16 protein-coding genes are annotated in these 21,471 nt (G+C 67.4%); 6 read left to right on the forward strand and 10 right to left on the reverse strand.

What is annotated here, in order from left to right:
- Positions 1-2: 2 nt before the first annotated feature.
- From HU735_RS20320 to cpaB, 5 genes are read right to left on the reverse strand one after another with little or no spacing between them, the layout of a single operon-like run.
- Entirely contained in the window at positions 3-884 is an 882-nt protein-coding gene (locus HU735_RS20320; RefSeq protein ID WP_186714964.1) for a type II secretion system F family protein, read from the reverse strand.
- Positions 881-2,137, reverse strand: a complete 1,257-nt coding sequence (locus HU735_RS20325) for a CpaF family protein (RefSeq protein ID WP_186714965.1) — start codon at positions 2,135-2,137, stop codon at positions 881-883. The genes HU735_RS20320 and HU735_RS20325 overlap by 4 nt, the downstream gene beginning before the upstream one ends.
- Positions 2,134-3,324 carry a pilus assembly protein gene (locus HU735_RS20330; RefSeq protein ID WP_186714966.1) on the reverse strand — a complete coding sequence of 397 codons (1,191 nt, stop codon included), beginning with the start codon at positions 3,322-3,324 and terminating at the stop codon, positions 2,134-2,136. Before HU735_RS20330 ends, HU735_RS20325 begins: the two co-directional genes overlap by 4 nt.
- Positions 3,321-3,509: a hypothetical protein gene (locus HU735_RS20335; RefSeq protein ID WP_186714967.1), complete on the reverse strand. Its 189-nt coding sequence runs from the start codon at positions 3,507-3,509 to the stop codon at positions 3,321-3,323. Before HU735_RS20335 ends, HU735_RS20330 begins: the two co-directional genes overlap by 4 nt.
- Before the next feature lie 19 nt (positions 3,510-3,528).
- Positions 3,529-4,476 (reverse strand): Flp pilus assembly protein CpaB, encoded by a 948-nt coding sequence (gene cpaB / locus HU735_RS20340; RefSeq protein WP_186714968.1) that lies wholly within the window; start codon positions 4,474-4,476, stop codon positions 3,529-3,531.
- Between the two features lie 289 nt (positions 4,477-4,765).
- Here cpaB and HU735_RS20345 point away from each other — a divergent pair, with 289 nt between their 5' ends.
- Positions 4,766-4,948 (forward strand): Flp family type IVb pilin, encoded by a 183-nt coding sequence (locus tag HU735_RS20345; protein ID WP_186714969.1) that lies wholly within the window; start codon positions 4,766-4,768, stop codon positions 4,946-4,948.
- A 47-nt stretch (positions 4,949-4,995) separates the two neighbouring features.
- On the forward strand, positions 4,996-5,403 hold the full coding sequence (locus tag HU735_RS20350) for a response regulator (RefSeq protein ID WP_050703614.1): 408 nt from the start codon (positions 4,996-4,998) through the stop codon (positions 5,401-5,403).
- 29 nt (positions 5,404-5,432) lie between these two features.
- Here HU735_RS20350 and HU735_RS20355 read toward each other — a convergent pair whose 3' ends face one another.
- The gene (locus HU735_RS20355; RefSeq protein WP_186714970.1) at positions 5,433-7,103 is read right to left on the reverse strand and encodes a ShlB/FhaC/HecB family hemolysin secretion/activation protein; all 1,671 of its coding nucleotides are present in this window, start codon (positions 7,101-7,103) and stop codon (positions 5,433-5,435) included.
- 84 nt (positions 7,104-7,187) lie between these two features.
- Positions 7,188-8,732 (reverse strand): collagen-like triple helix repeat-containing protein, encoded by a 1,545-nt coding sequence (locus HU735_RS20360; protein WP_186714971.1) that lies wholly within the window; start codon positions 8,730-8,732, stop codon positions 7,188-7,190.
- 643 nt (positions 8,733-9,375) lie between these two features.
- Between HU735_RS20360 and HU735_RS20365 the strand changes: the two genes are divergently transcribed.
- Positions 9,376-9,618, forward strand: coding sequence for a hypothetical protein (locus HU735_RS20365; RefSeq protein WP_050703611.1), 243 nt, complete (start codon positions 9,376-9,378; stop codon positions 9,616-9,618).
- 134 nt (positions 9,619-9,752) lie between these two features.
- Entirely contained in the window at positions 9,753-10,016 is a 264-nt protein-coding gene (locus tag HU735_RS20370; protein ID WP_102685470.1) for a DUF3077 domain-containing protein, read from the forward strand.
- Positions 10,017-10,059: 43 nt separating this feature from the next.
- On the opposite strand, the gene pbpC is transcribed toward HU735_RS20370, so the two are convergent.
- Entirely contained in the window at positions 10,060-12,408 is a 2,349-nt protein-coding gene (gene pbpC, locus HU735_RS20375; RefSeq protein ID WP_186714972.1) for a peptidoglycan glycosyltransferase PbpC, read from the reverse strand.
- Positions 12,409-12,476: 68 nt separating this feature from the next.
- On the opposite strand from pbpC, the gene HU735_RS20380 reads away from it, so the two are divergent.
- Positions 12,477-12,770, forward strand: coding sequence for a hypothetical protein (locus tag HU735_RS20380; RefSeq protein ID WP_186714973.1), 294 nt, complete (start codon positions 12,477-12,479; stop codon positions 12,768-12,770).
- 137 nt (positions 12,771-12,907) lie between these two features.
- Here HU735_RS20380 and HU735_RS20385 read toward each other — a convergent pair whose 3' ends face one another.
- Positions 12,908-17,812, reverse strand: a complete 4,905-nt coding sequence (locus HU735_RS20385) for an alpha-2-macroglobulin (RefSeq protein ID WP_186714974.1) — start codon at positions 17,810-17,812, stop codon at positions 12,908-12,910.
- Between the two features lie 235 nt (positions 17,813-18,047).
- On the opposite strand from HU735_RS20385, the gene HU735_RS20390 reads away from it, so the two are divergent.
- A complete protein-coding gene (locus HU735_RS20390; protein ID WP_186714975.1) occupies positions 18,048-19,385 on the forward strand; it encodes an MATE family efflux transporter in 1,338 nt (445 codons plus the stop codon).
- Positions 19,386-19,530: 145 nt separating this feature from the next.
- Here HU735_RS20390 and speA read toward each other — a convergent pair whose 3' ends face one another.
- Positions 19,531-21,444: an arginine decarboxylase gene (gene speA, locus HU735_RS20395; protein ID WP_186714976.1), complete on the reverse strand. Its 1,914-nt coding sequence runs from the start codon at positions 21,442-21,444 to the stop codon at positions 19,531-19,533.
- Positions 21,445-21,471: the final 27 nt, after the last annotated feature.

Below are 21,471 nucleotides of genomic sequence, written 5' to 3' on the forward strand. Positions count from 1 at the left end.
GCTCACAGGCTCCTCATCATGCGCCACAACACCAGGCAGCCGACGGCCTGCAGGACAAAGGCGAACAGCAGCATCAGTTGCCCGCTGCGGTCGTGCCACATGGCCAACAGGTAGGTGGGGTTGGCGAACAGGAAGTAGCCAACCATGGCCAGCGGCAGCGCGCCGAGGATCCATGCAGTGATGCGGGTCTCGCCGGTCATGGCGCGCAGTTGCCGGTCGCCCTGCTCGTGCTCGCGGATCAGCTTTATCAGGTTCTCCATCAGCTCGCTGGCATTGCCGCCGTGGCGCTGATTGATGCGCAACCCCAGGGCGAACATGCGCAGTTCGGCCTGGCCATAGAGTTCGGCGAGTTCGTTGACCGCATCCTCCAACGGCACGCCCAGTTGCACGTTGCGCCGCACCCGCAGCATCGCCGAGCGCAGCGGCTCGCGGGTACTGTCGACGCCGCCGAGCACCGCCTCGTTCAGGGTGCGACCGGCCTTGAGGCTGCGCACGCTGTAGTCAAGCAGGCCGGGCAGTTGCTGGACGATCTGCTGCAGGCGCCGCCGGCAGCGCCAGGCCAGGTAGAGGTGACCGAGCAGCGGCAGGCCGAACAGCACCATCGACGCCGCCACCCAACCCGCAACCAGACCGGCGAGCAGGGTCAGCGCCAGCCAGGCGAACAGCCACGGTCTGGGGGAAAAGTCGGCATGGGCCAGGCCCGCCCGCTGCAGCAGCGGGTCGAGCCAGTCGCGCCGGGGATTGCCGCTGCGCACAGCGCGGTAGGCCCGGCCCAGGCGTTCGAGGATGCGCTCCTCGCCACGCTTGTACAGGCCCAGGCGCAACAGCAGCAGCGCCATGCCCAGGCACAACGGCGACAGCGCCAGCAGCAGCGGGCCCATCACAGCACACCCTCGTGGCGCAGCTTGTTGCCGGCCGGGTTCGGCGCCTCGCGCAGGAAGCCGTCGCCGCTGCGCCGGTCGAGGCGGAACAGGGTGTTGGTGACATACACATCGTCGCGCACACCGACCACCTCCAGCACCTCGCTGACGCAGCGCCGGCCATCGGCCAGGCGGGTCAGCTGGATCACCACGTCCAGCGCCGCGCAGATCATCTGCCGCAGGGTCTTCTCGGCCACCTGGCGGCCGGTCAGGCCGACCAGGGTCTCCAGGCGCAGCAGCGCGTCCTGGGCAGTGTTGGCGTGCACCGTGCTCATCGAGCCGTCGTGGCCGGTGTTCATCGCGGTCATCACATCGAGCACCTCGGCGCCGCGGATCTCGCCGAGGATGATGCGGTCGGGGCGCATGCGCAGGGCGTTGCGGATCAACTCGCTGGCCTTGATCTCGCCATGGCCCTCGGCATTCGGCGGACGGGTCTCCAGGCGCACCACATGCGGGTGGTGCAGTTGCAGTTCGGCCACGTCCTCGATGGTCACCAGGCGTTCCTGGGGCGCGATCATCTGGCTGAGGATATTGAGCAAGGTGGTCTTGCCGGTGCCGGTGCCGCCGCTGACCAGGATGTTGCAGCGCCGGCCCACGGCGCGTTCGAGGAAGTCGTAGATCGACTGGTCGATGGCCCGGGTGGCCAGTAGGTCGGCGCTCTTGAGCATGTCCTGGCGGAACTTGCGGATCGACAGGCAAGGCCCATCCAGGGCCACCGGCGGGATGATCGCGTTGACCCGGCTGCCGTCGGGCATGCGCGCGTCGACCATCGGCGACGACTCGTCCAGGCGCCGCCCGAGGGGCGCGAGGATGCGCTGCATGACGCGCTCGACATGGTGGGCGTCGATGAAGCGCAGGTCGGTCTGTTGCAAAAGTCCCGCGCGCTCGACGAACACCCGGTACGGGCCGTTGACCAGAATCTCGGTGACGCTCGGGTCGCGCAGCAGCACCTCCAGCGGCCCATAGCCGGTCAACTCGTCGACGATCTCCTCGGCCAGGCGCTCCATCTCGTAGCGCGACAAGGCCAGGCGCAGGCGCGCCACATAGTCGCCCACCTGTTCCAGGACGAACTGCGCCAGCACCGGGCGCGCCCCTTCGAGCAGGTTGCGGCCGCTGTCCTCGATGGCGTCGATGACATGCCGGTGCAGGGCGCGCTTGAGCACCTGCGGATCACTGGCCGCATGGCGCGGCCCGCCAAAGGGTTCTTCGTTGCTCATCGGTTGCCCCATAGCCGGTTGAGCCAGCCCTGGCCTGCCGGCGCCAGGGTTTCCGAGCGCCGTGCCAGGCGTTCGCCCAGGCCGCGCAGGGCCTGGGTCAGGCCTTCGCGCGGGGCCAGCTCGAACAGGCTCAGGCCCTGGTTCTTGGCGTTCAGGCGCACCTCCGGGCTGTAGGGCATGACCTTGAGCAGGGCCAGCCCGTAGCGTTTGGCCAGGGCATCTGCATCCGGCGCCACATGGCGTAGGTAGCGGTCCACCAGCAAACTGGCATGCTCCAGCTTGATGCCGCGGTCGCGCCACTGTTCGAGCACGTCCAGGTTGCGCCGGCAGTCGAGGATGTTCTGGTCGGTGTAGACGATCAGCTTGTCGCAGTGGCTGACGATGGTGCGCAGGGCCTCGCTGTCGGCCTGGCCGGTGAGGTTCACGACGATGTGCTGGAAGTGCTGGCGCAAGGCGCCGAGCAGCATGTACAGCTCGGCGGCGCTGGACTGTGCCAGGGCCTCGTCGTTGTCGGCGTAGGCGAGGATGCGCAGGCCGCCCTTGTCGCGGGTGAAGGCGCTGTCGATCAGGGTCGTGTCGAGCCGGCGCAGATGGCGCAGCGCATCACCGAAATGGAACGAGGCCTCCAGACCCAGCAGCGCCAGGCTGTCGCCCCGAGGCAGGCCGAGGTCGAGCAGCAGGGTCTGCTGGCCGCTCTCTTGCACCACCCGCGCCAGGTGCGTGGTGAGCAGCGCGCCGTCGGCGCCGCGCTGGGTGCCGAAGAGCACGGTCAGGCCGCCCAGGCTGGGGTTGCTGGTGGCCGTCGGCAGGCGCTTGCCCAGGCGCCGCACCAGCCCCGCCACCTCGCTGGCCCGCGAGCCATAGGCGACGAAGTCGCGGGCGCCGGCACGCATGGCATGCAGCACCAGCTGGTTATCCATGCCATCGCCGAGGGCGACGATGGCCAGCATCGGCTTGGCTTCGAGCATGCCCTCGATCAGCGCGCACTGGCCGATCAACTGCTCGCGGTCCAGGCCGATGAACACCAGGTTGCTGAAAGTCATGTCGACCAGCGCCAGCAGCTCGTCGAGGTTCGGACTGCTGGCGCCGATCACCTGCCCCAGCGGCGCCAGCGCGCCCTGCAGCCAGTGCAGGTCCTCGTCGGTGCGGGTCAAGGCCAGGTAGGTCTGGTTCAGGCTTTCGTTCATTGGGACAACCCGCCATGGACCCAGACGATGGTGAAGACGCTGTTGTCGAGGGGAATGCCGGGCGAGCCGATCAGGCTGTGCAACTGACCGAACGCCGTGCAACCCTTGGCCGCCGCCTGCGCCGTCGGCGCCAGCAGGGTCAGGGTCAATCCGCCTCGTGGAGTAACACGCAAAGAACTACGCATGGATCGCATCCTTGCCGGTTCAGGGAGACTTGTTGTTATCGCCGCTCTGGGCGCCGCGAATGATCTGCATCGTCGGCGCACCGGCCGCGGCGGCGACCGCCTGGCTGGCCAGGGGCACCTGGGACAGCTGACTGAAGCGATAGAGGTCGCGGTTGGCGCGCTGCAGCTGCGAGCTGGCATCCTGGCCGGACCAGTAGGCCGCCAGCAGGGGCTCGTCGGCGCTGCGCACCGCCAGGCGCAAAGTCCCGGCCTGGGCCGCCAGCATCAGACGGCTGGCCAAGGCTTCGGGCACGGCCAGGCTCACGGTGCGGGTGGTGTTGCTGTTCAGCGATTGCTGCTCGCGCCGGGCCTTCTGTTCTTCGACCGTTTGCGCCGGGCGCCCGTCGTTGGCCAGCCCGGTCTGCTGGTCGACGCTGAGCACGCGCAGGGCCCGCAGCACCACCTGGGCGGAGGACTGCGGGTTGTTGTTCTCTTCACGCAGGAACAGCAGCACGTCGACGAAGTCTCCTGGGCGCAACTGCCCGGCGGCGCCGCTCACATCGTCGACGGCCACCGCCACGGCGCGCTCGTGGGGGCGGATCATCCGCGCCAGCGGGCCACCGGCCTGGAAGCTCGACTCGTCCAGCCAACTGCCTGCCGCCAAGGGACGCGAGCTGCGACGTCCAAGCACCTGGTCGAGTTGCTGGAAGGCGCCGGCGGGTACCACCTGCAGACGTTCGACCAGCACATCATCCTCGCTCAAGGGGGTGTTGGCCGGTACCGCCCTGCGCAGCACCACGATGGGTGAACGTGGCGGTTCGGGAGGAGCGACGGGGACCGGCGCGGCGGGAATCACCGCTTCACCGGAGGGGGGCAATGGCGCCGGCGCCGATTCGGCCGGATGGCTCAAACGCAGACCCCAGTAACCGGCAAGCAAGGCCGCGATCAGAAACAGGCCGGCGAGGATCATGGTCAGGCGACTGCTCATCTGCGCTCTCCCCTACGCCTGGGACCAATGATGGCAAAAGGTAACTATTTCGCTATTGGACGGTAGCTGAGCCGCTATCTTTCGCCATTACCTGTACCGCATTTTTAGAGCCATGAAATTGACGCGTCGGCAAAACAAAAACTTAGCATCGTCAATTGCAACCAATACTTTTGTATTAATGCTTTCTTACATTTGCACGTCGCCACGGCTTGGCGATGCTCTGATGGCAAAGGGGTATCACTTATCAAGCCCCGCCGACCGGCGCCCATCGAGCGCAAGGAGTAGTGCCATGCTGCTGCAACAGATCCTCATCCATGTGAAGACTTTCCTCCAGCGCAAGGACGGCGCCTCCGGTATCGAATACGCAGTGATCGCGGCGATGGTGGCGGTGATACTGGCCGGCTTCGTCACGCCGATCTCGACCGAGGTGTCGGCGATCATGACCACCATCCAGACCGCGATCACCCAGTGATCGCGCAGCACCTGCATGACGTGTAGTCCCACTACCAGGAGCCGACCATGCCGACCTCTTCCTTGCGTCAACAGATCCTGCTGGTGGACGACGAGGAAGAGGCCCTGCTGGAGCTGGCCGAACTGCTGGAGAACGAGGGTTTCTGTTGCCACACCGCCACCTCGGTGCGCGGCGCCCTGCAGCAGCTGACCCGCCACCCCGATGTCGCCCTGGTGATCACCGACCTGCGCATGCCCGAGGAGAGCGGCCTGGGCTTGGTGCAGCGCCTGCGCGACCACACCGCACGCCAGCACCTACCGGTGATCGTCATGTCCGGACATGCCGACATGGACGATGTCAGCGACCTGCTGCGGCTGCAGGTGCTCGACCTGTTCCGCAAGCCGATCTATCACGCGCGCCTGCTCGAGACGCTGGAGAACCTGTTTCCCAAGCCGTTGATGCAGGCCGTTAAATAGCTGGCGCAACAACCTCAAGCCTTGCGCTCCTACAATTGATAACTGAAACTCAGGTTCAGCCGTGGCCGCCGGTTGAAGCTGTCCAGGGCGATGTCCGACATCGGCTTGGCCACCTCGACCGCGATGTTGTAGTAGCGCATATCGCCAAACCGCAGCCCCAGCGCCGCCGATGACATCTTCGTGTCCTTCACGTCCAGCTCGTTGAACCAGGCCCGCGCCGTGTCGAGCGCCACGTACGGCTGCACGACCTTGAGCCATCCACCGTCGCGGTGGAAGCTGTAGTTGACCTCGTAGGCCAGCCCCCAGCCTTTGTCGCCCGAGCCCTGGTCACTGGGGTAACCGCGCCCGAAGTTCTGCCCGCCGAACACCGCCCGCTCGCTGTCGGGCAAGCTGTCGTTGCTCCAGTAGGCCGCCGCCGAGGCCACGCCCTGCCAGTTGTCGGTGAAGTTGTCGCTCTGCACGCCCGATACCCGCAACCGCAAAAAATCCAGGTCATAGTCGGCATTGGTGTTCGCCCCCAGGCGGTCGAGGCCCTGGTAGACCCCGGCACTGAGGATACGCAGTCGCCGCGCCTCAGCCTTGCGCCAGTCACCTTCGAAGGACAGCGCGCGAATATCGGTCTCGCTGTCCAGCCGCAGCGGAAAGCCCACCACCTGGTAGTCGATTTGGTCGTTGACCACGTAGAAGCGCCCGACCACCTCCAGCCATTCGCTGGGCGAGGCGATCAACGACTGGCTGATGCCCACCGAGTAGCGTTCGTTCTCGCGGTGCTGGGTCAGGTCGATGCCGTTGTCCAGGCGGATGCGCGCCTTGGGGTCGCTGCGATAGCGCGAGGCCGACAGCAGCAGCCGCGAACCCTCGGCGTCGAGGAACTGGCTGTAGTCGAGGCGGTAGTAGTGCTCCTTGTCCTCGCCGGGCGGCACCAGCACGCTGGCGCTCAGTTGCTCGGCAAAACGGGTCTGCGCGTTGCTGCTGGCACCGAGCAGCGCCTGCAGGTCGTCGCGGCTGCCGTCATTGAGGCTCAGGGTGGTGGTGAACGGTTTGCGCGAGACCTGGGCCAGCAGCCGGGTCGCGCCATCGCTGGTGGCCGGGGGCGGCACCTGGGCCTGGAAGGTCACCCCGGGGATACGCCCGGCCAGGCTGGTGTAGCGCTCGAAGCTTTCGCGGGTCAGCGGGCGCTCGGCCTTGAGGCGCTCCATCAGCTGGTCCAGGTAAGCCCGCGCCGCGCCAATATCGCCCTCGACCTGATAGTCGTGGATATAGCCCTCCACCAGCACCACCCGCACCCGGCCATCGACGAAGTCCTGGGGCGGCAGGTAGGCGTACGACAGCAGGTAGCCGTCCTGCTGGTAGCGTTGGGTCAGGCGGCGGGTGACCTCGATCAGCTCGGCGAGGGTCACCTCGCGACCGATCAGCGGCTGGTAGTGTTCGCGCAGGTCGCTCAAGGGGTAGACGGTGCCGCCTTCGAAGCGCACCTTGCGCACCGCCACCCGCGTGCTCATCAGCAAGGGCGATTGGCGTGCGTTGTCCACGGTGGGTACGCGCAGGCCGGCGGGGCCGGGACGATAGGCGTCCACCGGGAGGTTCGGCGTGGGCAGGCGGCGCTCGGTCTCGTTGCTGTTGAGGAAACTCGGCAAGGGCTCGGCCCGGGCCAGACTGGCCACGGACAGCGCCAGCATCGTCACCAGCCATCGGCGCATTCGGACACTCCATGATCCACGGGTGGCAGGGTGACCGACCGGCGCACCGGTCGGTCTCGCTCACCTTGAGCGTAGCCCGTCGCGTCAGCGCTGCCCGCCTGCCAGGGCGCCTGTCACGCCGCTCAGCGCACCGCCGAGGCCGCCCTGCGTGCCGTTGGCATTGACCAGGGTGCCGGCCTGGCCGACCATTGCGCCCACCGCGGTCACCGTCGCGCCCAGCTGGCTGACCGTCGGGTTGGCGGTGGCGTCGGTCAATTGCGTACCGACGCTGCCCACCGCGCCACCGACCTGGTTCAACAACCCGGCCACCGGTGCTCCCACGCCTGTGCTGGCGCCGACCTGCTGGGTCACGCTGGACACACCGGCGACCACCGGATTGAGCCCGGAGCCCACCTGCTGAGTCAGCGCCGCGGCAGGGGTGCCTGCCGCCGTGTTGGTCACGCCGTTGCCGCCGAGCACCGGGCCCAGGCTGGCGACGCTGTTGCCCGCCTGCACCAGGCTGCCGCCGATACCACTTACGGTCGGGCTGCCAATACTCGCGGCCAGGCCGCTACCGGCACCGGCCACTACGCCGCCAGCGGTTTCCAGCAGCCCAGTGCGCGGGCCGCCGGTAACGGGCGCCAGCCCGCTGGCGGTGCTCACGGAGGTGCCAGTGTTGGCGACCGCCTGCCCGAGCGTGGTGCCCAGTGGATTGCCCGTGCCAGCCAGTTGCAGGCCGGCCTGGTTCAAGGCGGTGCCGGTTTGATTCAACGTCTGGTTGAACGGGCCGGCGAGCCCGGTCTGCCGGGTGACGTTGGCCGTGGTGTTTTCCACCAGCGAGACCACTGGCACCAGGGCATCGCTCGCGCCTTGGGTCGCCCCGGCCAGTGGGCCGCTGGTGCCAACCGGCGAGAGGGTGTTGCCAAGCATGGTCACGGCCTGGCCGACCCGGTCGACGCCCTGCCCGGCCCCGGCGACCAGTTGGTTGACCACGGGTACCTGCTCGACCGGCCCATTGCTGGCCAGGCCGGTCACGCCCTGGCCAAGGCCAGAGACGCCCGTGCCCAGGTCGGCGGTGGCCGCGCCGACTACCCCGACGGTGGTGCCCACGGCATTGTTGCCAGTGCCCAGTTGCCCCAGGCCATCGCTCAGGCCGCTGCCGACACTGTTCACCGCGTTGCCGGTGGATGACACCAGCGTGCCCACACCGCCGGTCAACGAGGTGTCGCCGGCGATGGGCAGCGAGCCGATTACCTGGCCGAGGTTGCTCACACCGTCGCCAACGCCGGAGACGGTGTTGCCCAGCTGATCGACCACCTGGCCGGTGACCAGGGCGGTGGGTGTCGTGCCTCCACCGGTTCCGCCATCGCCGCCGCCGGGTGTGGTGCCGCCGCCGGAGCCGCCGCTGCCCCCACCGGTGCCTGCGCTGCCATCGCCCGGGGTGCTGCCACCACCACCGGTGCCTGCGCCACCGTCACCGGCCCCGCCGCCCGAGCCTCCAGCTCCCGCGCCTGCACCCGTGCCGCCGTCGGCCGAGGAGCCGTCGACCTCGCTGTGATGCCCGCCACCGCCACTGCTGCAACCGGTAAGGCCCAGGGACATGACCATCGTCAGCGCCGTTGCGGCCTTGATCCACGCTTGAGTGTTCATGGGAAGACTCCCGCTGCTGGTTGTTGTGCTTGCTACCAGCAGTGAAAGCCGAGGGGGGCGAGACGGGTAGATTGCAACTTGGTGTTAGTACCTGTGGGAGAGGGCTGGGGATGGAGCATAAGCGTATGAATTTCAGCTAGTTTCGTTTGGTGGACAGCGCACAGTGTCGAAAGAGCTAGTCATAAATCATTAGTACGGGTGGCTGACAGAATGCTGGGGCCGCTACGCGCCCCTTTCGCGGCACAAGGCCGCTCCTACAGGAATCGCGTTCCCATTGTAGGAGCGGCCTCGTGCCGCGAAAGGGCTGCAAAGCAGCCCCAGCGGTTTCAAAATGAGCACCTATTTATAAGACTTTCCCCATTCCCTGTAGTCCATTTCCCAAACATACTCCCAAGCCCTTTCAAGCCATTGCGGCGCTCTGAGTTGGCCTCTAGTCTCGGGCAGTCGCTGCACAATCAGCGACCGGCTTTGACAGGCCGACTCAAATACGAACGCATGGCTATGCCGCTATGGCGGTTGTGCGTGGGGCATCTTCGGGTGCGCCGGGTTTCCTCTATTTGACCGGTCTGTCAACCCACGTACAGCTGCCACCCTTTGTTTGACAGCGAATGGTGATGGTTCCATCTCAAATTGAGGATTCATCATGCTGAAGATTGTCCCCGATCCACCCCACAACCCTCACTCCCTCGAAGACACCCTCATCCAGGCCACCGAATACGCCCTGTGCGCCTTGACCGTGGCCCATCACGCCATACAGCTCAAACCCAGGTCGCCGGCTGCCGTGTTGATGATGGCGTCGATGCATGAAATGGAGTCGCTGCGTGTGTTGCTCGAAGCGGCATTGATCCAGGTACAGATGCCAGCGCAGGCGCCGACGTTGCATTAAGCCCAATCGCGGGGCAAGTCGCAGCGGCGAACCGCCGCTCCCACGCCAGGCCTGCGTAGAACTCAGCTGCGTGGGAGCGGGCTTGCCCCGCGATAGCGTCCGCACAGGCACCGACCCTTTCAGGGAGAAAAATCATGACCACAGACAACACCCCCACCACCGCCGGCAAGACCAAGTTCTACCAAGGCGAAGGCATGACCGACCCGCTGTTCTGCATCGAGCCCGGCATCCCCTGCCAGCACGCGCGCGACCAGGCGTCAGAGCTGATGGGCTGCGTACGCGACCTGACCATCACCGGGATCATGGAGGAAAAACCCCAACTGCTCTGGGCTTCGTACTACCTGAGCGCGCTGGCCAAGGCATTGATGGATGATGCCGAGCTCGGCATGAAGCACTGATCGATACTTTGGGGCTGCGTTGCAGCCCTTTCACCCAGCAGGTTCATTCGCTGACCTGAAACGCCACCCGCGCCGTCTCGCCACTTTCATCCAACGCACTCAACTCGATGCTGCCGGCCTGTTCGAAACGTATCGGCAGACTGTCCTGCCCCTGGGTCTCGCCCAACGGCTGCCCATTCAGGAACCACCAGCGTCGCCCCGCGCCGCCCAAGGCCGACACCCGCAACTGCAAAGGCTCGTGACTGGTGGCCGGGCGGCGCAGGTTGTCGCCGGCGCGCACACCGACGATCGACAGCGGCGGCGCGCTGGCCACCAGCTGTGGCGGGCAGGCCGGATCCACGGCGGGCAGCCGCGCAGCACGGCGCTCGGCCCGGGGCAGCCAGGGTTCCAGCGGGGCCGGCCACAAGGCGACATCGTGGGCCTTGGCAGCTGGGCAACCGGCATCAACGCGCAGTCCCTGGTCGTTGAGCCACACCGTCTCGCGCAAACCCAGTCCCAGAGGCTGGTCGGCCGCCAGCAAGGTCGGCGGGGTGGTGCCGTCCAGGGTCCAGGCGAAACGCTGGCGGCGGCAGTTGGAGTCCTGGCGGTTCATCGGCTGGCCCAGGGGCCAACAGATCGCCGCCACCCCCACCGACGCCGGCACCGGCTCGACCGGTACCTCGATGCCACGTTGGCTGTCGCGATTGCTCAGCAAGTCGTGCACCTGCAGCATCAGCGGCGCCGCCGAGGCCAGGCCGAACTGGCCCGGCACCGGGGTGCCATCGGGGCGGCCGATCCACACGCCGATCAGGTAACGCGGGCCCACGCCCACCGACCAGGCATCGCGAAAGCCATAGCTGGTGCCGGTCTTCCAGGCCAGTTGCGGGCGCTGCACCAGTTCGGCATGGGGATCGCGGTCCGGCCGGGCCAGGCCGCTGAGAATGCGCCGGGTGATCCAGGCCGAGCCCGGCGATAGCAGGCGGCGCTCCAGCAGCGGGTCCTGGGGTTGCAGGCGAATCTTCGCGCTGTTGCCGCCTCGGCCGAACGCGGCATAGCCACCGACCAGGTCCTCCAGGCGGCTGCCCGCGCCACCGAGGATCAGCGACAGGTTCGGCTCGGCCAGCGGCGGCAGCACCAGCGGCATGCCGCCCATGCGCATCTGCGCGGCGAAGCGTTTCGGGCCGTAGGCCTCGAGTAACTGCACCGCCGGCAGGTTGAGCGACAGCGCCAGCGCCGAGCTGGCCGACACCGGACCGCTGAAGCCCATGGAGAAGTTGCCGGGACGGTAGTCGCCATAACGCCGGGGCACATCCTGCAGCAGCGATTCGGAATGAATCAGGCCATCGTCCATGGCCATGGCGTAGAGGAATGGCTTGAGGGTCGAGCCGGGCGAGCGCAGGGCGTGGATCATGTCCACATGGCCGAAGCGGCGCTCGTCACTCAGGTCGATGGAGCCGAGATAGGCGCGCACCGCCATGCTCTGGGTCTCCACCACCAGCAGCGCCGCCGAGGTGCGCTCGGGCAGACGCGCGCGCCAGCCCATCAGCAGGTCTTCGAGGCGCCGTTGCAGGGCGGCGTCGAGGGTGGTGCGGATCAGCGGCGGGCTGTCCGGCGTGTTCAGGCGTCGGGCGAGCAAGGGCGCCAGTGCCGGCTCCTGGCGCGGCGCCAGCAACAGCGGCTCTTCGCGGGCCTCGTCGATGCGCTGGGCCGGCCACACCTGGTACTCGGCCAGGCGCTGCAGCACCTTGTCCCGGGCGCGCTGGGCGCGCTCGGGATGACGGTCCGGGCGCAGGCGGCTCGGCGCCTGGGGCAACACGGCGAGCAGTGCGGCCTCAGCCGGGGTCAGGTGCTTGGGCGACTTGCCCAAGTAGGCCCAGCTGGCCGCGGCCACGCCCTGCAAGGTGCCGCCAAACGGCGCCCGGTTCAGGTACAGCTGCAGGATCTCGGCCTTGGACAGGTGCCACTCCAACTGCGCCGTGCGCCACAACTGCCGCAGCTTGCCGGCCAGGGTGCGGTCGTGCGGGTCGAGCAGGCGCGCCACCTGCATCGACAGGGTGCTGCCACCGGACACCACCCGCCCGCCGCGCAGGTTGAGCCAGGCCGCCCGGGCCAGGGCCATGGGGTTGACCCCGGGGTGGTGATAAAACCAACGGTCCTCGTAGGCGAGCAAGGCTTCGAGGTACAGCGGCGAGACCTCGTCCGGGCCGACCGGGTAGCGCCACACGCCATCGGCGTCGGCGAAGCGCCACAGCGGCGTGCCGTCCTCGGCCAGCACCACCCGCGCCAGGTCATCGCCCGGCATGGGCAAGGGCCAGATGCGGTCGGCCAGCCACAGCAGGACGATGGCCGCCAGCAGGGTGATGGCGACACGCCGCAGCAGCTTGAGCAGACCTGGGCGCGCTAAGCTTGGCATCGGGAACCGACCGGGCCAGATGATGGCCAAAGGCTGGGAATCGCCGATTCGTTGATCAGGAAGCGACTATGCATGTAGAAGGTTTTTTCGAGTGGCTGGGCCAGGTTCTGGGTTCGGTGATCCGTTTCATCGTCGACGGCCTGGGCGGGTTGTTCAACCTGCTGGCCAACGCCGGTGGCAATTTCATCGACGGCCTGGCGCGCACGCTGGGCATGGACACCTCGCTGGTCAGCATCCTGGCGCTCGTCGTTGGCCTGATGCTGCTGTACTCGGCGGTGCGCGCGTTCATGCGGGCGTCGATCATCCTCGGGATCATCTGGGCGTTGCTGGGGTTGTGGGTGTTGAGTTGGGTGGTGCATTGAAAACCCTGTAGGAGCGGCCTTGTGCCGCGAAAGGGCTGCGTAGCAGCCCCGGCGATTCTCGCGTTGACGTCGAGATCGGGGGGCCGCTGCGCGACCCTTTCGCGGCACAAGGCCGCTCCTACATCGGGCGTGTGGACTCAGCGGGCGCGTACCACCATTTCACCCTGGCTGTCGCCGATCGCCTGCAGGTTCGGCCGGTACATCGACTCCACCTGCGGCGGCGGAATGCGGTAGCTGCCCGGGGTCACGGCGCGGGCCAGGTACAGCAGGTGGGTGGTGCCGTAGCTGTCGAGCTTGAGCGCGGCCACGTAGCGGTCGTCACGGTACTCCTGGTGCACCACGCTGGCGTTCTGCATCGATTCGCGCCACTGCTTCACCGCGCTGCTGGCGTTGTCCAGGCTGGCGGCGCTCTGCGCCAGGTTCTGGTTTTCCAGCTCCAGGCCCGCCGGCAGCAGGTCGACCACCAGGGCGTCCGGCACTTGGTCCTGGGCCTTGAGCGCCAGGTGCACCAGCACCAGGTCGCCGCTGCGTAGGTTACGCACATCCAGCGCCTGGCCGTTCATCCCCAGGTACTCGCGGCGGATTTCCATGCCGTTGCCGCTGGCGGCCGGGGCCTGGCGCGGGTAACCGGACAGGGTCAGCTGCTGGTACAGGGTGTCGCCACTCTGGTTCTGCACGGTCAGCGGCGAGGCCAGCAGCGGGCCTTCGAGCTTCATGCCCGAGTCGTTGTTGTCGAACTCACGCACTTCGCCGGCGCTGTCCAGGCGGGCTTTCCAGTTGCCTTCCGGTTTACCCAGCAGGCCACGGCCGGCGAGGAACAGCGCGTTGCGCTCCTGGGTGGACAGCCAGCGGTTGGCGGCCAGCTCGTCGGACAGGCCGAACAGGCGCTGGTCGACCTGGTTGCCGGCGAGGTTGTTCTCCTGCAGCAGGGCGAGGATCAGCGCCTGGTCACGCAGGGCGCTGCCGTAGTCGGCCATCCAGCCCTTGCTGCGGGTCACGGCCAGGCCAGCCTGCAATGCCTGCTGCGAACGCTGCTTGTCGCCCATCTTGTCCAGCGCCACCGCCAGCTGCACCAGCGGCAGGCCGGAGCGGGCGTCGGCGCGGCGCTCGAACAGGCTGCGCAGGGCGCCCAGCGGCGCCTGTTGGCTGCGCGCCAGCACCAGGCCGGCGTAGGCCTGCACGGCGAAGCGGGTGTGGTCGGCGTTCTGGCTGTAATCCACTTCGATCAGGTTGCGCTCCTGCACATAACGCAGCAGACGCTCGCTGGCCTTCTTCAGTACTTCGGCCGGCACGCCGTAGCCTTGCTCACGAGCACGCAGCAGGAAGTCAGTGACATAAGCGGTCAGCCAGTACTCTTCCTCGCTGTCCGAGCTCCACAGGCCGAAGCTGCCGTTGTAGCGCTGCATGCCCAGCAGGTGCTCGATGCCCATCTCGATCTTGCGCTTGCGCACATCGGCCGGCTCGCCCTTGATACCCAGGCGCTTGAGGCTGTCGGCATCGGCGTACAGCGACGGGTACAGGCCACTGGTGGTCTGCTCCAGGCAGCCGTAGGGGTAGGCTTCCAGGGCGCGGATCTGCTCGGCCAGGTTCAGCGGCGGGCGGCTCGACAGCGCCAGGCTCGCTTCCAGGCCCGCCGGTTCGAACTCGGCCAGGTCGCTCTCCGGCAGGCTCCAGGGTTGGTCCTTGAGGGCCACGCGGTAGTGCTTGAGCATCGCCGGGTAGGCCGGGCGCACGCCCAGGGTCCACTCGCGCTCGAAGGTGTTGGCCGGCTCGCCCGGCAGTTGCAGGCCATTGACCTGCACCCGCACCTTGCCCTGGCCCAGGCCGCCCTGGGCCTGCACCGGAATCATCAGCGTGGTGCGCTGGCCTTCGGCCAGGCTGAAGTTCTGCTGGGCACCGCCGACCAGGCTCAACTGCCCTTCGGCGATCAGTTGCACGCTCAGTTGCTGGGCGCGGCCGGACAGGTTGGCCAGGTCCAGCGCCAGGCTGGTGCGGTCGCCACCGGCCAGGAAGCGCGGCGCGGACAGCTCGGCGATCAGCGGCGCGGCGACCACGGTCTTGCCTTCGGCCATGCCGAAGTGTTCCTCGGTCCAGGCCTGGGCCATCAGGCGCAGCTCACCGTTGAAGTCGGGGATCTCGACGGTGGCCTGGCCTTCACCCTTCTCGTCGAGGGTCACCGGCAGGCTCTGCTGGGCAACGATGGTCACCGTGGTGTTCGGGCGCTTGCCGCCCTTGGCCATGGCGGCGTCACCACCGAAGGCGAGGCTGGCCAGGCGGCCCTGGCCGGCCTCGATCAGCTGGCCGTAGATATCCAGCTGGTCGGCGCCATAGGCCTTGCGGCCGAACAGGCTGGCGAACGGGTCGGGGGTCTTGAAATCGGTGATATTGAGGATGCCCACATCCACCGCGGACAGCAGCACATGCACCTGCTTCGGCACGCTGCCGTCGGCGTTGACCGCCTTGAACTTGACCGTCAGCGGCTGCTTGGGTCGCATCTTCTCCGGCGCCTGCAGCGACACGGCCAGCTTGCGCTCGGCGCGGTCCAGCGGCAGGTGCAGCACGCCCACGGCGCGTTTCGGCGTGGCGTTGGCCTTGCGCTCACCTGGGCGGATCACCAGGGCGCTGATGTACAGGTCGTGGCGTGCCCACTTCTTGTCCAGCTCGACATCGAAGGTCTTGCCCTCGGCGGGTACGTCGATCTCCTGCCACCACAGCGGGCCATCGGCGGACTCGATCATCAGGTAGCCGCTGCCGGCGGCCGGCGGGGTGACGGTGACCTTGGCGGTGCCACCGTCCTTGTAGGCCGGCTTGTCCAGGGCGATCTTGACCTGGTCGGGGCGCACGGCGCCACCCTCGGCGTTGTCCTGGGCGCGGTAGCCGGCCCAGAAGCGCGCGCTGGAGACCAGGCCGGTCTGCGGGTCTTCCACCTCGACGCGGTACGGGCCCCACTCCACCTGGAAGTTCAGCTTGGCGGTGGAGCCGGCCTTCACGCTGACGGTCTCCTCGGCCTGGGTGAGGAATTTTTCGTTGTAGTTGTAGCTCCAGCCGTCGCTCTGCGAGTAGTTCCAGTAGTAGTCGCGGCGCTCGCGGATCAGGCGCACCTTCAGGTTGTCGGCGGCGAGCTTCTTGCCGTTGCGGTCGGCCACCAGGAACTCGAATTCCACCGGGCCGTCGCCGTCGGTCTCTTCGCCGTCGAACAGACCACGCAGGCCCGGCAGGCGGTCGGCGGGCCAGATCGGCTGCTCCAGGCGCCGGGTGATTGGCCGGCCGCCGGACTCCTGCAGGCTGGCCTGCACGGTCAGTTGCAGCGGCGAGCGGGCTTCGGCCCAGCGGCTTTCGATATCGATGCGGGCCTTGCCGTTCTGGTCGAGGGTGACTTCGTCCAGTTCCAGGTCCTGGTTCAGGTCGGTCTCGGTGACCGCGCCAAACTGGTAGCCCGGCAGCGCCTTCACCGCTTCGCGCAGCGGGCGCACGTAGGCCTGGCCGCTGAGGCGGTTGCCGGCGGCTGGCGCGCCGTAGAGGTAACGGCCATTGACCTGGATGGTGGCGGTCTCATCCGGTGCCAGCGGCGTGCTGCTGCCCTTGAGCTCCAGCGCCAGGCGCTCGGGGAGGAAGTCCTCGACGAGGAATTCGTAGACCTGCTTGCGCCCACCGCCCAGGTCCAGCAGCAGTTGCCAGCGGCCGGTCGGGGCCTCGGTGGCCAGTTGCAGCTGGTACTGGAACAGGCCGTTCTTGTCGGCCTCCCAGACGAACTTGCGGCTGACCTGTTCGTCTGGGCGGCGCACTTCCACGCTCACCGGCTGGGCCTTGACCGGCTTGCCGTCCTGGTCGCGCAGCAGGCCGTTGAGCAGCACGGTCTCGCCCGGGCGATAGAGGTCGCGTGGGCCGAAGATGAAGAACTGCAGCGGGTTGGCCTGGGGCCCGGCGATGTCGAACTCGGCCAGGTCCAGGGCGGCGGTGTTCAGGCGCAGCAGGGTGGTGTGCACGCCCTGGGTGGCGATCAGGGTATCGGCCTTGGCGGTGATCGGCAGCTGGGCATGGCCGTCGCTGTCGGTCTTGGCCTGGGCCAGCAGCTTGCCTTTGTCGTCGTGCAGTTCGAGGGTGACGTCCTTGAGCGCCTTGCCGCCTTCCAGGGCCTGGCTGAACACGTCCAGACGGTCGCGGTAGCGGTGGGCGGAAACACCGATGTCGCTCAGGGTGAACAGGGTCGCCGGCTGCGAATAGTCATAGGTGCCCGAGGCGCGCATTACCGCCAGGTACACGCCCGGCTCCTGCAGCGGCTTGATCCCGGCGATCGGCAGCAGCACGGTCTCGCGGGTGTTGCGCGCAGGGTTGAGGTCGAAGCGGCCGCTGTAGACCAGCTCGGCCATCTCCAGGGTTTCCTTGGACTGGTAGTAGTAGAGGCTTGAGTTGCGGCCCCAGTTGACCAGGAAGCTGGAGAGCATGTCCGGCTTGATGCGGAAGAACTCGACATCGACCTTGTCGACGTTCAGCGCGATCACCGGCAGGCCTTCGGCCAGGCGCGTGGGCAGCAGCGAACCGCGGCTGGCGAAGCCCACGGTGGGCTGCATGTCGCGGGTCTCGAAGCGGCTGACCGATTCGGCCTCAAGCGCGTTGCCATTGACCGAGAGCAGGCCCTTGTCGATGGTCAGGACCATCTTGCGCTGCGGCTCCAGGTGGCGCAGGCGCAGTTCCATCTGGTTGTCGGAGAGTTCCCAGGCACCGTCGACCTTGCCCTTGACGGTGTCGACCAGGTGCAGCTTGGCGGCGAAGTCCTGGTTGGCGTCCAGCGGCGCGGAGACGCTGACCGACAGGGTGCTGGCGCCGTCGAGTTGGACTTCCGATACGTCCAGCACGGTCAGCTCGCGGCCGGCGTAGCGCTTGGCGAGCAGCGCCGGGTCTTCGCGCTTGGCCGCCTTGGTTTCGGCGGGCGCGACGGCGGTGGCGGCATCGGCAGGCGCCGATGGCTTGTCCGGCGTGGAGGAATCACAAGCACTGAGCAGGGCCAGCGCGCAGGCCAGCAACAATCCTTTGTTGAGCATTTGAGAGAGGACTCTTCGGCAGCGTGTACGTGAGGGGGGCAACTATAGCGCAACGTCGCGGGGCTTACCTGGCGATGCGCGGCAAGTGAGACCCTGTTCGCGCCGATTGGTTGCCGGGCCGGTACAATCCGTTCGGCCATCGCGGGGCAAGCCCGCTCCCACGTGATGAAGTGCACTTGCGTGGGAGCGGGCTTGCCCCGCGATGGCCCAATTTGCATCCCCCGCTGGAGCCCGCATGTCTTCACTGTCCACCGCCTGGCGCGACCGCCCCACCCACCACAAGGTCTGGGCCCTGGCCGCGCCAATGATCCTGTCCAACATCTCGGTGCCGCTGGTGGCGCTGGTCGACAGCACGGTGATCGGCCACCTGCCCCACGCCCACCAGTTAGGCGCGGTGGCGGTGGGCGCCACGCTGTTCACCTTCATGGTCGGGCTGATGGGCTTCCTGCGCATGGGCTCCACCGGCTTCGCCGCCCAGGCCGCCGGCCGCGCCGACGGCGCCGCGCTGCGTCAGGTGCTGGTGCAGGGGCTGCTGCTGGCGCTGGTCTTCGCCCTGCTGATCAGCCTGCTCGCCCTGCCCTTCAGCCAGCTGGCGCTGCACGCGATGCAGCCCAGCGAGGCGCTGCATGCCTCCACCGAGGCGTTCTTCCACACTCGCCTGCTCGGCCTGCCGGCGGCGCTGGCCAGCTACGCCCTGGTCGGCTGGTTCCTTGGCACACAGAACGCCCGGGCGCCGTTGGCGATCCTGCTGACCACCAACCTGCTGAACATCGCCCTGAACCTGTGGTTCGTGCTCGGCCTGGACTGGGGCGTGGTCGGCTCGGCACGGGCCTCGGTGATCGCCGAGTGGTGCGCCGCCCTGCTCGGCCTGGCCCTCACCCGCCCGGCGCTGCGTGCCTACCCCGGGCATATCGCCTGGGCCGCGCTGAAGCGCTGGCAGGCCTGGCGGCCCTTGCTGGCGGTCAATCGCGATATCTTTTTGCGCAGCCTGGCACTGCAGTTGGTGTTCCTGCTGTTGACGGTACAGGGCGCGCGCCTCGGCGAGGCTACGGTGGCGGCCAATGCCCTGCTGCTCAACGGGCTGATGCTCACCGCCTACGCCCTCGATGGCCTGGCCCATGCGGTCGAGGCGCTGTGTGGGCATGCCATCGGCGCCCGTGATCGCGGCGCCCTGAAGCGGGCGCTGGTGGTGGCCTGCGGATGGTCGTTGATCGTCAGCCTGGGGTTTGCGGTGCTGTTCCTGCTGGGCGGCCATCTGTTCATCGACCTGCAGACCGATATCGCCAGTGTGCGCGAGGTGGCGTATCCGTACCTGCCATATCTGGCGGTGCTGCCGTTGGTGGCGGTGTGGAGCTATCTGCTCGATGGGCTGTTCATCGGCGCCACGCGGGCGCGGGAGATGCGCAATGCGATGCTGGTGTCGGTGGCGATCGCGTTGCCTGTGGCGGTTGTCATGCGTGGGTTCGGCAACCATGGGTTGTGGCTGGCGTTTCTGGGGTTCATGGCGTTGCGGGCGGGGACGCTGGGGTGGGTGGGGTGGCGGTTGCAGCAGCGGGATCGTTGGGTTCGGTGAAGCTGGGGCCGCGTTGCGGCCCTTTCGCGACACGAGGCCGCTCCCACAGGTACCGGGATTTCCACAAGGAATATGCAATACCTGTGGGAGCGGCCTTGCCGAGGCGTCGGACCGGTCGGAAAGGGCCGCAAAGCGGCCGCGGCGATTACGAAGACAGGTACGACGACCGGGTCAACCCCAACCGCAACGCATCAAGGAACTGCGTGCGCTCGCGGGCGGTAATCCGGGCGCTGGCCACCTTGTCGCGGTAGTGAGTCATCAACTCCTCCGGCGACAGGTGCACGTAGCGCAGCATGTCCTCGATGGTGTCGTGGGTCTCGATACCGGCGTGGTACACGCTGCCGTCGGCGTTCTGGTAGATGTTCACCGAGTCGGTGTCACCGAACAGGTTGTGCATGTCGCCGAGGATCTCCTGGTACGCGCCCACCAGGAACACGCCCAGCAAGTAGTCCTCGCCTTCCTTGACCGCGTGCACCGGCATGCTGGTCTCGATGCTCTGCTCGTCGACGTACTGGTTGATCTTGCCGTCGGAGTCACAGGTCAAATCCTGCAGCACGGCGCGGCGCAGCGGCTCTTCGTCCAGGCGGTGCAGCGGGATGATCGGCAGCACCTGGCCAATGGCCCAGGTGTCCGGCAGGCTCTGGAACACCGAGAAGTTGCAGATGTACTTGTCGGCCAGCTTGTCGTTCAGCTCGTCCAGCACCTGGCGGTGCGAGCGCTGGCGGGCCTTGAGCGAGTTGTGCAGGCGACGGCACACGGCGAAGTAGCACTGCTCGGCCAGGGCCTTTTCAGCCAGGGTCAGCTTGCCGTCGGCGTACTGCGCGGCCACGTCGCCCATGTAGTGGGTGGCGCGCCAGTAGGTCTCGGTGACCATCTCGATGTCGGTGGGGCCGAGCAGGTCGGCCAGCCACTGCACGGTCTCAGGCAGCGACGCCTTGTTCTCGATGGTCGGCATCTCGTCGTTGTGGCTCTCGACGTCGGTCACCTGGATCACCAGCATGGCGTGGTGCGCGGTCAGCGAGCGGCCGCTCTCGGAGAAGATGTGCGGGTGCGGCAGGCCCTGCGCGTCGCAGAACTCCTTGAGCATCCCGACCACCACGCCGGCGTAGTCGTCCATGTCGTAGTTGATGGAGCTGGCGTTGCGCGAGTGGGTGCCGTCGTAGTCCACGCCCAGGCCGCCGCCGACGTCGATGTGATCGACCGGCAGGCCCAGGGCGCGCAGCTCGCCGTAGTAACGGATGGCTTCCTTGAAACCGTGCTGGTAGTCGGCCAGGTTGGCGATCTGCGAACCCATGTGGAAGTGCAGCAGGCGGATGCCCTGGTCGAGCCCTGCGTCACGGAAGCGCTGCACCACCGAGATCAGCTGGGCGGCGGACAGACCGAACTTGGACTTCTCGCCGCCGGTGTCGGCCCACTTGCTCGAGGCCAGCGACGACAGGCGCACGCGCAGGCCGACCTGTGGCTTGACCTTCAGCTCCGCAGCTTCCTCGATCACCAGGGCGACCTCGGATTCCTTCTCGATGACGATGAATACGTTGTGGCCGAGTTTCTGGCCCATCAGCGCCAAGCGAATGAACTCGCGGTCCTTGTAGCCGTTGCAGACGATGGTGCCGCCCTTCGGCGCCAGCGCCAGCACCGCCAGCAGCTCGGGCTTGGAGCCGGCTTCCAGGCCGATGGAGACGTTCTGGGTGGCGATGATGTTCTCGACCACCGCTTCCTGCTGGTTGACCTTGATCGGGTACAGCGCGGTGTACTGGCTCTGGTATTCCAGGCGCGCGATGTTGGCGTCGAAGGCGCCGGTCAGCTGGCGCACGCGGTCCTGCAGGATGTCGGGGAAACGGACCAGCAGCGGCAGCGACAGGCCGCTCTGGCGCAGCTCCTGGACCTGCTCGAACAGGTCGATCGGCGCGCTGTCCGGGCCGTTGGGGCGCACTTCGACGCGCCCGGCTTCATTGATGGCGAAATAACCAGCGCCCCAATGGCGGATGCCATAAACACTGCGGCTGTCGGCCACGGTCCATTGGCTACCATCGTCTTTGCGTGTGCGTCGTACGGACATTCAAGTCCCCTATAGATAAGTCCAAGA

The sequence above is a fragment of the Pseudomonas sp. BW16M2 genome (genome assembly GCF_014268865.1).
GTDB classification, from domain to species: domain Bacteria; phylum Pseudomonadota; class Gammaproteobacteria; order Pseudomonadales; family Pseudomonadaceae; genus Aquipseudomonas; species Aquipseudomonas peradeniyensis.